Source organism: Bacteroides oleiciplenus YIT 12058, from assembly GCF_000315485.1.
GTDB lineage: Bacteria > Bacteroidota > Bacteroidia > Bacteroidales > Bacteroidaceae > Bacteroides > Bacteroides oleiciplenus.
Genome location: NZ_JH992944.1, coordinates 558,784 through 575,044, shown reverse-complemented (window position 1 = coordinate 575,044; position 16,261 = coordinate 558,784). Strand labels below are relative to the sequence as shown.

6 protein-coding genes are annotated in these 16,261 nt (G+C 43.5%); all 6 read left to right on the top strand.

Annotated elements, in window-relative coordinates; genetic code table 11:
• The first annotated feature begins 12 nt into the window (after nucleotides 1–12).
• The 6 genes from HMPREF9447_RS21860 (at nucleotide 13) to HMPREF9447_RS21835 (ending at nucleotide 16,156) form a co-directional block, all read left to right on the top strand.
• The gene (locus HMPREF9447_RS21860) at nucleotides 13–2,142 is read left to right on the top strand and encodes a RagB/SusD family nutrient uptake outer membrane protein (RefSeq protein WP_009131966.1); all 2,130 of its coding nucleotides are present in this window, start codon (nucleotides 13–15) and stop codon (nucleotides 2,140–2,142) included.
• Nucleotides 2,143–2,159: 17 nt separating this feature from the next.
• Complete coding sequence (locus HMPREF9447_RS21855; RefSeq protein ID WP_009131965.1) at nucleotides 2,160–2,930, top strand: DUF3823 domain-containing protein; 771 nt, start codon at nucleotides 2,160–2,162, stop codon at nucleotides 2,928–2,930.
• 485 nt (nucleotides 2,931–3,415) lie between these two features.
• Nucleotides 3,416–7,105, top strand: a complete 3,690-nt coding sequence (locus HMPREF9447_RS21850) for a glycoside hydrolase family 2 protein (RefSeq protein ID WP_009131964.1) — start codon at nucleotides 3,416–3,418, stop codon at nucleotides 7,103–7,105.
• A gap of 54 nt (nucleotides 7,106–7,159) precedes the next feature.
• Nucleotides 7,160–9,757, top strand: coding sequence for a xylan 1,4-beta-xylosidase (xyl3A, locus tag HMPREF9447_RS21845; RefSeq protein ID WP_009131963.1), 2,598 nt, complete (start codon nucleotides 7,160–7,162; stop codon nucleotides 9,755–9,757).
• Between the two features lie 185 nt (nucleotides 9,758–9,942).
• The gene (locus HMPREF9447_RS21840) at nucleotides 9,943–13,347 is read left to right on the top strand and encodes a glycoside hydrolase family 2 (protein WP_009131962.1); all 3,405 of its coding nucleotides are present in this window, start codon (nucleotides 9,943–9,945) and stop codon (nucleotides 13,345–13,347) included.
• Nucleotides 13,331–16,156, top strand: coding sequence for a glycosyl hydrolase family 28-related protein (locus tag HMPREF9447_RS21835; RefSeq protein WP_009131961.1), 2,826 nt, complete (start codon nucleotides 13,331–13,333; stop codon nucleotides 16,154–16,156). Before HMPREF9447_RS21840 ends, HMPREF9447_RS21835 begins: the two co-directional genes overlap by 17 nt.
• Nucleotides 16,157–16,261 lie beyond the last annotated feature (105 nt).

Sequence of the window (16,261 nt, the reverse complement as noted above, 5' to 3'; positions counted from 1 at the left end):
AAGATAAAAAAAATGAAAAAGATACATTGGATGGCAGTTGCATCACTGCTTTCGCTCAGGTTGTTTACCTCTTGTGTTGATTTGGATATTACACCTACGTCCATTGTTACGGCCGAGGATATATATAATGAAAAAGGTATTAAAGCTTACATGGCAGGTATGTATAACCACTTGCCTATGGAAGATTACCATTATGATACGAATAGTAACGGTACGGAAATTGGGGGTGGATATTATGTTGGTAACGGTTTAAGCGTTTGGACTTTCTGGAACTCTACCGGTGAAATGGTTAACCGCAATAATACCGGTATGACATATCATCGAAGTGGCTATTGGGGAGGCGGATTTAAAGTAATTCGTCAGGCAAATACATTGATTACAAGCTTACCCAACTATCCGGAATTAGCAAATCAATCTAAATCTTGGATTGCCGAAGCTAAGTTTGTCAGAGCTTATGTTTACTTTCAATTGGCTAAACGCTACGGTGGATTGCCGAAAATATTCGAACCGCAATCTTTAGATCCTAATGATGAATCAACGTTGTGGGTAGCACGTGAAAGTCATGCTGATACGTATGATTTTATATTGAAGGATTTGGATGAAGCTATTGCTGATCTTCCTGAAACTAGCGAAGCCGGTCGTGCTAATAAGTATGTTGCGGCCACTTTGAAGAGTCGTGTAGCATTACATGCCGGTACAACAGCTCGTTACGGATCAGAAAAATTCCAAGATTGGGAAGTGGATGGAGTATTGCTTCAAGGTATTCCCAAAGAAAGAGCAAATGGTTATTTCCAACAAGCTTGGGATGCTGCTAAGTTAGTGGAAACTGGCGGGAAATATGAACTTCATAGAGGCAATGCTGATAAAGAAGCCAACTATGCAGAAGTATGGGAAAAGTCTGATTCTAATAAAGAATCTATCTGGTTGCGTAAGTTTGACTTTAATATGAGTGTTCACTCTTATAATTCTATGATGTGTCCGCCTCGTATGGCATCTGAAGGTGGTGACCGCTTTAATCCGACTCTTGATTGGGTAGAGTTATTTGATGGTCTCCCACTAGATGATAATGGTCATTTCAGTGCTTTTGATGAGGAAGGTAACTACTTGGTATATGATAACTGCCAACAGTTGTGGGATGGTGTGGAACCACGGCTAAGGGCTAATCTTCTGATACCCGGAAGACTCTATAAAGGTGGTATGAAGTTGGATTTGCGTGCCGGTATTATAAAAGAAGAATACGACCCGGCTGTGGCTAAATTTAAGAAATTTACTGTTGACGATGGAGCTGCTGAAAGTAATCTTAACTCTTCTTCAATGTGGAACAAGGAAGTTTATGATAAAAATCCTTTCCGTGAACGTACATTCCTTGATTGGTCTCGCCAAGGATCAGCGGATCAACAGGATCCATACCTCCGTTCAGATGGCGTAAAGATATTCAAGAATGGATTGGATGGACCAAAGATTAATGGAAATACCGGTACTAATACGATTACAGGTTTCTTCGGTCGTAAAAACTTGGATATTACTGTGGACAAGGCATCAACTGTACATCAAACTTCTACTCAGCCCTGGATTGAAATGAGATATGCCGAGGTATTACTTAATCGTGCAGAAGCTGCTGTTGAATTAGCTCAAAATGGGGTGGCATCTTATGGAGGTACAGATATGCTGGAAGATGCTTACAATTGCATCAATGATTTACGTGATCGTGCCGGAGCTAAATTGTTGAGCAGTCCGAGTGAACTTTCTACTGAAGCTGCTTTTACCAATTGGTCCAATCCTGGTCCTAAAGGGCAAGGTGGATTTGTAGAAGCTCCCACTAGAGGCTTACAGATTGTCCGTGTAGAAAGATATAAGGAGTTGGCTTTCGAAAGTAAAATTTATTGGGATTTGCTTCGTTGGTTCACATTTGATACACAGATTCGTCAGTATCGTCGTAGAGGACTTTATTCGTTCATGTTCGCTAAAGGTGCTACAGTAGATGGAAATGGTATTCCTGACGGTAAGTATATTTACGATGCTAAATCTTGTGAAGAAGGAAGCGGTCGAGTTAATTTCGGTGCAGTGAATAGGTACTATGAAGGAATTCCGACCGACGAGTTGAAGAACAATCCTTTGTTGCAAAAGAATAGAAATCAATAACTTTAAAATGCAATAATATGAAACTCTTTAATAAATGTATATTTTTCGTTTTGTGTGGCATGATGGCTACATCTTGCGAATTAGATAATTATGACGCACCTGATGCTACGATTCAAGGGACTTTGTACGATCATAATGGGCAACCATTGCAGGTAAATCATGGATCCGGATATATTCGGATGCGAGAGATTAGTTGGGCTGCCGGAAAAGAAAATGCATTCGTCGGTAACCAAACACTGAAGGTACAGCAAGATGGTACATACCGTAACACCAAGTGGTTTGCAGGCGAATACCGAATGCTTCCTTATGCCGGAAACTTCTATCCCTATGATGATGAGTTGCAGGATGGTGACGATGCAGGTGAATTGGTAAAGATATCCGGTACTACTACCAGAGACTTTACAGTGACTCCATACCTTACTATCGAGTGGGTGAAAAAGCCTACAATTACACCGGACAATTATTTGGAATGTTCTGTTCGTTTCAAGAGAAACCAAAAGGCTGGGTATGAAATGCCTGATTTGCGTGAATCTTATTTGCGTATTTCCCGTTCGGTGAATGCTTCTGCTTTTGACGGACAGCTGTTCCAAACAAAGAAGACGATAACCAATGATATGGAAGGGCAGGAGATTACATACCGTACGGATATACCGTTGAAATATACAGGCATTGATTACTGGGTTCGTGTATCAATGAATTGTCAGACTGCTACAGGAAAGCCGGAAACAAACTATCCAGGCATGGGAGCCGAGAACTTTACAACAATTGAAAAGATACATGTACCTTAGAATTTTATATTCCGGAGGAGATGCTGGATTTCCCAGATATCAAATTGAATTGACTAAATAAGTAGGTAGGTAAGTAAGGAGGGTATTTGTTTTCGAATAAGTGCTCTCCTTCTTTTTTGACCCGAATTTCAATATAACTTTTGGTCAGAAGCTCTTTTGTGATATATCCAGTTCGTACTTTCTTCGCTTCTATACGGATATGAAAATAGCGAAGCAGATACGAAGCAGGTACGAGGAGGGTATATACCTGATACGAAGCAGTTCATTTTGTTCTATTTGGCGGTTGCAAATCTGATTAGGGAATTTGCACTTTATACCGAAGCAGATTATCATGGCAACATAACATAATTTAAAAGTTTATTTGATGATTTGTAATGGTACCAGCTACGATTAATTGCTTTTTAATGTCTAATTAATTATTTATTTCACTTTCTGTTAATGAGTCGAAGCTACATTTGCAGAAAATAATATTATATTGTAATATCATGAAGAATTTCTATACAGCCTTTTGGACTGCCGCATGTCTTTTGATTTCATCATCCGGATATGCGCAATCTGAATGGAAAAATAATTTCTCCGATCAGGGAGAAATACTGAAAACAGTGGGACGGGGTGAATGCAGCATTGCAGACGGGGTGTTCCGTTCAAAAGGTTCTTATGCTTGTTTCGGTGATCCTGAGTGGAAGAACTATACTATGTCCTTTAAAGCGCGCGCTCCCCAAGAAGCGGAACAAGTTCAAATCTGGGCAGGATTTCGTGCCAATAATCGTTTTGATCGTTATGTAGTCGGTATAAAAGGAGGATTGCAAGATGATTTATACCTGATGCGCATGGGATATATGGGTACGGATGAATTTATGGGCGTTCGTCCGTTAGGATTTCATCCGGTACCGGGTCAATGGTATCAGTTAAAGGTAGAAGTCTGTGGTAGCCGTATTCGCGTTTTCTTGAATGATGAGAAGGAACCGCGGATGGATATCACAGATAAAAACAGCAACTTGGCACCTTCCGGTCCTGTGACTTTGGGAGGCGGTTGGATTGAAACTGAGTTTGACGACCTCGTTGTTACTCCGTTGGAAGAAGATGCATTGAAAAATGTGAAAGTTGCAGAATATCGTAAGGTGGCAACACCACAAGAGAAAGAAAGCAAGCGCCAGCTTGAAAGAGCAAATTATGCGTCTGTGAAAATGAATAGACTGGAGGAAGGACGCACGGATATTTCACTGGATGGTAATTGGCTCTTTATGCCCGGATATCAGCTGGACGATAAGGAAAAAGCGGTATCCACGGCTACGGACGATAGGAATTGGCATGTAATGTCTGTGCCTAATTTCTGGAACCCGATTCGTATCTGGTTACATGGAGAAACCATGCCTTCACCTACAGGGCCTCAGCCAAAAGGTGTTTCGGATACCTATTACCAGCAGGAAACCGATCGTTGCGAGGGTTATACATTTGATTATAGAAAAACGAACGCTGCCTGGTATCGTCAGTGGATAGAGCTACCGGCTGGCGTTGAAGGCAAAAATATGACTCTGACTTTTGATGCTGTTTCAAAGGTAGCAGAGATTTATATTAATGGAGAGCTGGCAGGTTCGCATATCGGCATGTATGGTGAAATACAGGTTGATGGAAGCAAGTTACTGAAACCCGGCAAAAATCTGGTAGTAGTGAAAGTGACCCGTAAGGCGGATGGAAGTGCTTCTGAAAACGGTAGTGCAGCTATTGATTTCTTCTATTCTTCTGTTCGCGAAAGTGAAAAAGAAGACGGAAAGGTAGCTGTGAAGAACAACATCTTGAAAGATATAGCACATGGATTTTATGGTGATGAGCCTGCAGGTATCTGGCAGCCGGTAAAACTTACTATCACCAACCCGGTGAAGGTGGAAGATGTCTTTATCAAACCTACTTTGGAGGGAGCTACTTTTGACCTGACGGTGAAGAATCATGGCGGTAAGAAGAATCAGTTTGATCTTTATACTGACATTGTGGACAAAGAGACCGGCTCTGTGCTTTACAGCAGTCTTTCTTTGCAAAAACTGGTACTGAATGCTGATGAAGAAAAGATGTTCACTTACAGTGTGAATGGACTTAAACCTCGTCTCTGGACACCTCATCATCCTAATCTATACGATTTCCGCTTTAGGCTGGTTACTGCCAAAGGTGTTGAATTAGACTGTCTGTCAGAGACTTCCGGCTTCCGTACTTTTGAAGTGAAGGAAGGGGTGTTCTTCTTGAACGGTAATCGCTACTGGCTGCGTGGTGGCAATCACATTCCGTTTGCCCTTGCTCCGAACGACTTGAATCTGGCTAATACTTTCATGCAACTGATGAAGGCCGGCAACATAGATGTCACCCGTACTCACACCACTCCGTGGAATAAACTTTGGATGGGAGCTGCTGATAAAAATGGTATTGGCGTTAGCTTTGAAGGTACCTGGCCCTGGCTGATGATTCATTCCACCCCGCTTCCTGATGCAAAACTGATTGAGATGTGGAAGGAAGAATTCCTCACCTTGCTGAAAAAGTATCGTAACCATCCTTCACTGCTTTTCTGGACGGTGAATAATGAAATGAAGTTCTATGATAATGATAATGACCTGGAACGTGCTAAGGAGAAATACCGTGTGATTTCGGATGTGGTAAAAGAAATGCGTCGCATTGATCCTACACGCCCCATTTGCTTCGACTCCAACTATCAGGCAAAGGGCAAAAAGGAAAAGTATGGTGCTGACTTTATGAATAGCATAGATGATGGCGACATCGATGATATGCATGCTTATTATAACTGGTATAATTTCTCACTCTTTCGGTTCTTCAACGGAGAATTCCAGCAGAGGTTTAAGATGCCCGAACGTCCGCTTATCAGCCAGGAGATGTCAACCGGATACCCGAATAATGAAACCGGACATCCGACCCGTTCTTATCAGTTGATTCATCAGAACCCTCAATCTCTGATAGGCTATGAATGTTATGACTTCTCAGATCCTAAATCATTCCTTAACGTGCAGGCGTTTATAACCGGAGAATTGGCTGAAGCGCTCCGCCGTTCCAACGATCAGGCATCAGGTATCATGCATTTTGCCCTACTCACTTGGTTCCGTCAGGTTTATGATTATCAGAATATTGAGCCATATCCTACGTATTACGCCTTGAAGCGTGCTTTGCAACCTGTGTTGGTAAGTGCTGAGTTATGGGGACGTAATCTTTATGGTGGAGATAAACTGCCGACACGTATTTATGTAGTGAATGACCGCGAGGATGGTACAGCCCTGAAACCTACTTTGTTGCGTTGGGAAGTACAGGATGAAACCGGAAAGAAACTGGTTTGGGGTAGTGAGGAACTCCCGGCTGTGAAGCATTATGGACGCTACTATATTGAACCGAATATCCAATTACCGGTTAACTTGCCGGCCGACAAGGTGAAAGCTAAATTGGTATTGAAGTTGACTGAGAATGGCTTACCGGTATCGGAAAATGAATATAATCTGCTGTTGGCCCGTAAAGACTGGAACATCAATCAAGTAGTAGAAGGTAAAAAAGTGCTTCTTCTGGATAAAGATGGCATGAAAAACAAATTTGATTTCCTTCATATAAACTATCAGGCGGTTTCTACTATAAAAGAAATGATGAATCCGAAACTGAAAGCTAATCTTTGCATTATTTCCGGATTGACCGAGTGTACGAACGAAGAAAGAGAAATGCTTCGCTCTTATCAGTCAAAGGGAGGGAAGTTGCTTTTACTGAATAGTAAAGAAGTTGCGAAGACTATTTATCCTGAACATATCACGAGTTGGATTATCCCGACAGAGGGTGATATCGTGAATATGGAACGCAATGATGCACCGGTGTTTGATGGTATTGATGTATTGGAACTGCGTTATTTCAATAATAATAAGAGAGAAATTCCTTTGGCTTGCAATGCTACCCTGAAAGTAAACCGGAATGAAAACCTGATAGAATTGGCAGGGCAGATGAAGATTCATGCTTATATCGACGGTGGAAAGCCGGAAGATCGTATTCGTAAAATCGATTCGATGCGAGGTTTAACCTTATTGCAGATAAAGGATGGAAAGGGATTGGCTACAGTTTCTACCATGTGTACGGAGAAGGCTGATACCGACCCGATAGCTGGAAAGCTGTTAGTGAACATGATAAATGAATTATTGAAATAGCAAGCAACGAATAGTTTGATACGATTCTGATTTTACTGATACAATCAAAATACTATGGTCAAGAAAATTCTGATATCCTTTTGTTTCTGTGCTGTAGCCCTGGTGGCTACAGCACAAAATGAACCCTACAAAAACCCGGATTTGACACCTTCCGAACGGGCGTGGGACTTGTTGAAGCGTATGACTCTGGAAGAAAAAATCAGCCAGATGAAAAATGGTTCGCCAGCCATTGAACGCCTCGGAATACCGGCATATAACTGGTGGAATGAAGCATTACACGGAGTGGCACGCGCCGGAAAAGCAACTGTTTTTCCTCAGGCGATAGGGCTTGCTGCCACTTTTGATAATCAGGCTGTTCATGAAACCTTCAGCATCGTATCGGATGAAGCCCGTGCCAAATACCATGATTTTCAACGTAAGGGTGAGCGGGATGGTTACAAGGGATTGACGTTTTGGACTCCGAATATTAATATATACCGTGATCCGCGTTGGGGACGGGGCATGGAAACTTATGGTGAAGACCCGTATTTGACATCTCTGATGGGATTGGCCGTAGTGAAAGGCTTGCAGGGGGATGGCACCGGAAAATATGACAAGACACATGCTTGCGCCAAGCACTATGCCGTGCACAGTGGTCCGGAATGGAACAGGCATAGCTTTGATGCCAAGAATATTTCCCAGCGTGATTTATGGGAAACCTACCTGCCCGCTTTTAAAACTTTGGTGACGGAAGGGAAAGTAAAAGAGGTGATGTGTGCCTATAACCGCTATGAAGGAGAACCGTGTTGCTCTAACAAGCAATTGTTGATCCGTATCCTGCGCGAGGACTGGGGATATGATGATATTGTGGTTTCAGATTGTGGAGCTATCGGAGATTTCTACTATCCTAATCATCATGAAACCCACCCTACGGCTGCTGCAGCTTCGGCTGACGCTGTTGTTTCAGGGACAGACCTGGAATGTGGCGGCAGTTATTCTTCTTTAAATGAAGCGGTACGGAAAGGACTGATATCAGAAGACAAAATCAATGAATCGGTTTTCCGTTTATTGCGCGCTCGTTTCCAGTTGGGCATGTTTGATGATAATACACTTGTTTCGTGGTCTGAAATACCATATTCGGTTGTAGAGTCAAAAGAACATGTAGCCAAGGCTTTGGAGATGGCACGTAAGAGTATGGTATTACTGACTAACAAGAATAATATCTTGCCGTTGAGTAAATCTGTTCGTAAAGTTGCCGTGCTGGGTCCTAATGCCAATGATTCTGTGATGCTCTGGGCAAACTATAACGGTTTCCCTACTAAGTCTGTTACTATTCTTGAAGGCATTAGAAATAAACTTCCCGAAGGAGCTGTATACTATGAGAAAGGTTGTGATTTTGTAAATACACAGACTGTTTTTAGCTACTTTGATTGTTGCTCGTATGATGGGAAGAAAGGCTTTAAGGCAACCTTCTGGAATAATAAGGAACTGGAAGGTGAAGCGGTGGCTGTCGGCCATTTTAGTGAGCCGCTGAATTTTGGTAATGGGGGTAACACCGTATTTATGCCGGGAGTAAATCTGCACGATTTCTCGGCGCGTTTTGAGTCGGTATATACCCCGAAGGAATCCGGCGAAGTCTCTTTCATTATTTCTGCGGATGATGGTTCCCGACTGTTCATTGATGGGGAAGAGGTTTACTCTGAGTGGCATAATGGAGCTACAAGAGAGAAAATGTATAATCTGAATGCAGTGAAGGGCAAAGCCTATAAGGTTGTATTAGAGTATTTTCAGGCTGGCGGAGAAGCTTCATTGAAATTTGATATAGGTATTAAGAAAGAAATAAATTATAAGGAAATGGCCGATAAAGCGGCTGAAGCTGACGTGATTATCTTTGTTGGCGGACTTTCTTCTTCACTGGAAGGTGAGGAAATGCCGGTGGACCTTCCCGGATTTAGAAAAGGTGACCGCACCAATATCGATCTGCCTCAGGTGCAGGAAGAGATGCTGAAAGCTTTGAAAAAAACAGGTAAACCGGTTGTTTTTGTCTTATGTTCCGGCAGTACGCTGGCATTACCTTGGGAAGCAGAAAACCTGGATGCGATTATTGAAGCATGGTATCCCGGTCAGCAGGGAGGAACAGCCGTTGCAGATGTCCTGTTTGGTGATTATAATCCTGCCGGACGCTTGCCGCTTACTTTCTATGCATCGAGCAGTGATCTACCCGATTTTGAGGACTACGATATGAGCAACCGTACATACCGCTATTTCAAGGGAAGACCTCTGTTTCCTTTTGGACATGGATTGAGCTATACCACTTTTGACTATGGTAAGGCTAAGGCGGATAAGAAAATACTTCGGGCAGGTGAGGGGTTGACTTTAACCATACCATTGAAGAACATCGGTAAACTGTCGGGAGATGAAGTTGTGCAAGTCTATCTGCGTAATCCTGGCGATAAGGAGGGACCGATTAAAACATTGAGAGCTTTCCGCAGAATTTCTCTGGAAGCTGGTCAGGCGGAAGATGTTCTGTTTGAATTGCCCGTCTCAACATTTGAATGGTTTAATCCGGCTACAAACCGCATGGAGGTTCTTCCCGGTAAGTATGAACTGCTCTATGGCGGAACTTCGGATGAGAAAGCACTACAGAGACTAACAGTTACGTTGAAGAAATGAAACTCTGCATTTTGCAATGATATTTAAACGCTATTTGAACAATCCTTAACTACCTGTAGGTAATCTACTGACTACTACGTAGTAGTTGGCAAACTACCTATAGGTAATCGGGTAACTACTTATAGGTAGTTTTATCACTTATCCCGCACGATTCGTAATAGATTGAACCTTTAACACTGATATTTATGAAGAAGTATTTTCTTTTTATGTTCTTTTTCCTTTTTGTCCTTTCTGTTAATGCCGGAGAAGGAAGATATACCCTCCCGTTGACAGGAGGAGGCTGGTCGCTATGGCTCGATAAAGAAGCGAGCTGGCAGAACGATCGCCTTTACCTTCCGCACGAGATAACTGACTTGTCTTTGCTGCCTGTGAATCGTCCCACAGGTGGCTGGCAGGTTTTGAGTAATAATCCTGATGCAGTTTCTGTCGAAGTACCGGGTACGGTGGAAGAATATCTCACCGTTTCTGATAATCCCCGTCCGGAAGATTTCCGGGGAGTCAGTTGGTGGTATCGTAAGATTAAGATTCCTGCTGACCAGAAGAATAAACGCTTTATAATTTACTTTGAATCAGTTAGAATGCGTGCAGAAGTTTATCTTGACGGTAAACTCATGGCTTACGACCTGATTGGTGAAACTCCTTTTCAGGTAGACATTACCGATGAGGCCAAGCCGGGGACAGAACAATTACTGGCAGTACGTGTCACCAATCCCGGAGGTAATTTCCACTGGCAGGATTTTGATATACTGAAATGGGGAGAGTATAATATTCCTCCTGCAAGAAGTTTCAGTGGAATTATCGGTAGGGTTAGGTTAGAGAGTGTGAACCCTGTGTTCATTTCTGATATTTATATGCAGAATACTCCTGAGTTGACAAAAGTGAATGCTATTGTTTCTTTCACTAACGAAACGCCTGCTGATGTGAAGCAGGATATTGAACTTACAGTGAGCGAAAAAGCTAATCCTGATAAAGCTGTGTTCCGGCAAATACTGAAAAAAGTTTCTTTTCCTTCGGGAAATCATGAGGTGACAATACCTGTAAATGTTCCTGATGCCAAACTATGGGACCTCTCTACTCCGGAGTTGTATACCTGCAATATTCAGATAAAGAAGGGTAAAAAGATACTCGATCAGGACCAGAAGAACTTCGGTTTCCGCTGGTTTACCGTAGATGGCGTGGGGAAGGATGCAGTACTGCGTCTGAATGGTCGCCGTGTGATGCTGAGAAGCGCAATCAGTTGGGGATACTTCCCGGTTACGGGATTGATAGCAACGAGTGCAATGGCCGAAAAGCAGATTCTTACGGCTAAAAAGTTAGGCTTGAACATGTTGAATTTTCATCGCTGCATAGGCAGTCCGGTGGTTCTTGAAAAAGCGGATGAGTTGGGATTACTCTATTATGAAGAACCGGGTTCATTCCATTCTGCCAACCATGATCCGTTTATCCGTACAATTGTGAATGAGAAACTGAAACGTATGGTTCGCCGTGACCGTAGTCATCCGAGCCTCGTAATCTTTAATCTGATTAATGAATTTGGCGGTCGGTTGTCACAGGATAAGGAGCTTGTTGCTAAGCGTATGAATGATATGCGTGAGGCACATGCTGTAGACCCCAGCAGAATTATGACGTTTACGTCCGGTTGGGCAGGCAGTGAAGACAAAGAAGAGGATTCCAAAGCACACATGTTGCCGTTTGACACGACGTTATACCGGAAGGGATGGCACGATAATCATCGTGCCGGAGGGCCGGAGACTTGGGTGGAAAATTACTATAAAGGACCGAAGGATAATATCATGTATACCGATAACCGCACGGAAGTCTTTTTGCGAGGTGAAGAAGGAGCAATATCTACTCCTCCCCGTATTCAGTTGATAAATGATGAAGTAGAACGTACCGGTGAAACCGGCTGGGATGGTCTTTTCTGGAAAAGCCAGTATAAGGCTTTCACTGATTATTTTCAGAAGAAAGGGCTTGCCTCTCACTTCGGCACTCTTGATGATCTGACACGTTCTATGGCTAATGTGTCATTCGAACATCAGGGCAGGCGTATTGAGGGCATGAGAATGCAGAATCTGGGTGATGCCTACATGGTGAATGGCTGGGAAGCGATGCCTTATGACAATCATTCCGGCATTGTAGACATCTACCGCAATCCCAAAGGGGATGCTTCTATATTGGCGTACTATAACCAACCGCTGTATGTAGCTGTTGCTTCGCGCAATCAGGTTGTAAAACTTCCGGGCAGTGCAATCGTAGATTTCTATATCGTGAATGAGAAGAATCTGAAAGGCGATCATACTCTGGAGATAAAAGTGATTGCTCCCGATGGAAAAGTGGTTTATACCCGGAATGAAACAGTCAGCATCGAAGGTGGTGAAACGTTTGGGCAGCTTTTGCTGGAGAATGTGGAGGTTCCCGTAAATGGTAAAGAAGGAACTTACCGCATACTGGCTGATATAAAAGCTGATAATCAGCAGATATGCGCCCAGGGGCACGATGAAGTAGTAGCTGTAGGCTGGCAGGCAAATGACCTGGCTGGCAATGGAGCTTATTATGGAAGTGAGAATGATAAAGTGGCCGCTTTCTATAAGGAGACTACCGGAAAAGAACTTCCGGCCTTTACTTCCGAAACCGGCAAATTGGACTGGCTTGTTGTGAACCGTTCATCGTTAGATGAACCTGTTGTCATACCTTCAGACTTTTTCAAGGATAAGAATGGAAATTCCACATTGAAGGCCACCTGGTATAGTGAGCCTGATATGAATATTGTAGCTTCTATTAAGCCGGATGCGGAGCTTAACCGGACTTTTGTAGACGGTGCGCAGCCTGATGAATCTGTTCCTGCCAATCAGCCTTTCTCGGTAATATGGGAAGGTGATATATATCCGCCTGAGTCCGGACAGTATTTGCTGGGTGTTGAAACCAATCGTGGCGTGCGTATGTACGTTGATGACAGACAGCTGATTGATGAGTATTATAATGCTTCTCCTATGAAGCAGGACAGACCTGTGGTTATGGAGGCCGGAAAGCCGGTAAGGGTGAGGGTGGTGTATCGTCAGACTCATCAGTCCGGTCAGATACAATTGAAATGGTCCCGGCCGAGTGCAGCCGCCATTGCTCCGCAAAAGTTATTCGAGCGGGTGAAGAATGATGGCACCACTTTGATTTTGCTTGGCTCTACCGAAACCTGGATGAAGGCTGTGGCAGAATATACGAATACTGTATATAACGGTTATTATAATGTTGGAAAGAACTGGATTGGCGGGATTCATTTTGTGAAAGAGCATCCTTTGTTTGCAGGGCTTCCGGTGAACGTTGCCTTGAACTGGCCTTACCAGTCGGTAGTGAAGAATGGTGACCAGAGGTTTGGCTTCCGTATGCAAGGAGAAGAATTGGTAGTTGGTTCCTATCGGAGCACTCCGTTTGAGTTAGGCACAGCCGTAGGAATCATTCCTTGTGGAAAAGGAAAGATTATTTTCTCTTCATTGGATATTGCAGACAACTTGGATGACCCGTCGGGACCTGCAGAAGTGGCTAAGAAAATATTGTGTAACTATATCAAATACTCTTTTCATGAAAACATCTTCTAAGTTAGGGGCGGCGACTATACTGATACTGCTGGCGTTGCTTCCTATGAACATTGCCTGTGCACAAGCACAGAAACAGCAAGTACTCCAGCAGAGTATCAAAACCACTTATCCGACAAAGGACTGGGCGATATCCGACTTTGTTGTGACCGACCCTGCCTTCGGTGCTAAAGCCGAACCGGGATTTGACAACAGGGCTGCTTTCCAGGCGGCTATTGACGCTGCTTATAAAAGCGGCGGCGGGGTAGTGTATATACCTGCCGGAAATTATGAATTCCGTAGTACACAACTTGGTACAAAGAATGTCAGAGTTCGTCAGGGCCGTTCGGAAAGCAAGAAAGATTTCCACTTTGAATACGTTTTGCGCCTCCATCCCGGAGTACAACTCCGTGGCGATTGGGCTAATCCGGAGGTCAATAACGGAAAAGTTCTCGGAACCATTCTTGAAGTACGTGTCGGCAAAGATGCACCGAATTATGACGGAAGTGTTGAAAGCTGGTGGAACGACGGACAGGCGGACAATGCACTTCGCACGACCTATACAAGCATAGCTGACAGATTCATCGAGATGAATGCGGGCACCGGAGTTACTAATCTTTCCATCTGGTATCCTGAGCAGGACATCAATGATGTGAAACCCTATCCGTGGACATTGTTCCAAACCCAGGGAGACTGTGCAACGATAGAGCATGTCACTCTCGTCAACTCTTACAACGGCTTTAATTCTGCACCGAGTGAGTTGCACTATGTGCTGGATAGTTATATCACAGCCCTAAACAAAGGTATCGAAGTGCACGTATGTACCGATATCGGGCGTATTGAGAATGTCAGGATAAGTCCTGAGTATTGGGCTAAATCCGGTCTTCCGGGAGCACCTTCTCTGGCTGACGTAACAGCCTATACAAAAGCGAACGGCACGGGATACCAGATGCACCGTTCAGACTGGGAATATGTTTCTTATCTGCATGTATCAGGTTACAAGACAGGCGTATGGATTGGACGTGAACCCGGCTTTGCCGATGCCCCGAACGCTCAGTTGTATGAGGTACATGTAGATAATTGCGGGAATGGATTGTATGTGGAAGATGTCAATCCGTATGGCATACTTATATCCAATTCTTCATTCGGAGCGCCCGAAGATGGCAATGCCGTATATTTTTACAAAGATTTCAGCACTTCGGTACAATTCAATGGGGTGGATTTCAACGGACCTGTTGTAAGTGATGGCAGCGATGGAGTCGTGTCGTTTGAAAGCTGTACGTTTAGTGAATACAGGGATTATGCCCTCAAGATGAATAGTGGTAATGCATTGTTGTCTCAATGCGATTTCAAGAAGAATGCCGGCCATGTATATCTCGGTGCAGATATGCATACGCTGAAGTCGGTTAATTCGGGCTATAAATGCAATTTGAAAGTTGATAATCACAGCACTTCGGCTAAAGTAGAAGTGATTACGGGGAAGAAGTACTTTTTTGAACCCATACCTAAAAACGTAAAAACAAATATAGATGTGCACCCGAGACCGGCATCGGATAAAGTATTGAAAGCAGATCTGGCAAGAGCAACGGGCTTTAATAATAACCGTCCTGTGAAAGATGTATCGGCTGAACTACAATCTGCACTTGATGCGGTGAAAGCTGCTGGTGGCGGTACGCTCTACTTGCCTGCTGGAAGATATTTGGTGGACAATCCTATCAAAGTTCCTTCGGGAGTTGAATTGAGGGGCTCATGGGATGTGCAACATCACACGCAAAGTGGTGGTACTGCTATATTTACCAACTATGATGGTGGAGCTGCCGGGGAAAAAGGTGCTTCACTTATACAACTTGAAGCGGGTGCCGGCATCAGGGGCATTACGTTGGCACAGCTCAATATTGCTTCTGATGGCTACAGTGTGTCAAACCCACGAAAGACTCCGTTTTTGATACAGGGACAAGGCCCCAAGGTATATATTATCAATGTAACCATAGCAGTAGGCGACAAAGGTATAGATCTGGCTTCATATGACACCAGTGGTCACTATGTTGATTATCTGGGTGGTGTGCCTTTAAGGGCAGGTATCTGGGTTGGCGGTGGAGCCGAAGGTGGATTCATCCGCAATATGCAGTTTAATCCTCACTATGGGTCGAGACTTCCGGAAGGAGGACAGGGTTATCCGGAGGTATTTATGATGCGGTTTGTACAATCTAATTGCAGTGCGCTTAAGTTTGCGGATGTCAAGAACCAGACTATTTTCAACAATTTCGTTTATGGTTCGGTATATGGAATACATTTCCTGAAAGATGCAATAACCGGTAAGTATCCGGGAAAGATGACCGTTATAGGACATGGCTCTGACGGATGCACCTATTCTTTGTTTGTAGAAGATGCGGATAAGAATACTAAGATCGTTGCAGTTAATTCAGAGTTGGTTAATACTAAGATTCCCAATGAGCCGGTAAGATCGTATGTTCTCATGGGAAATGAAGTTAATACCAGTAAGGTTCATCCTGATGCCAAACTTATCTTGTACAATAGTGCATTCTGGGGAAGTCCTGTTTTCGGGGCGATTATAAACAATGGTATTGTGTCATTCCAACAGGCCAATTTCACACGTTCCGGTACACAGGGTATAGATGTCAGAGGTGGTAAAGCGCATGTTTACACTTCTTATTTCGCTCAGAAAATAGCAGAACCGACCGCCGGAAATGGCGGGTATGCAAGACTGGGGGGACAGGGTAAATCAATAGAACTCACTAATAACTACTATATCTCCGGATTGCGGTTTAATAAATCGGGAGAGGGACTGATTTATGGTTCTGACAAGAAGTAGTGTGTTGGTAGGGTTAATTCGTTTTAGTACAGGAAGATTCATAACCGCTCAATAATGAATTGAATTCAACGACTGATTCACATTATCTAATAAAAAGTGAAAGCC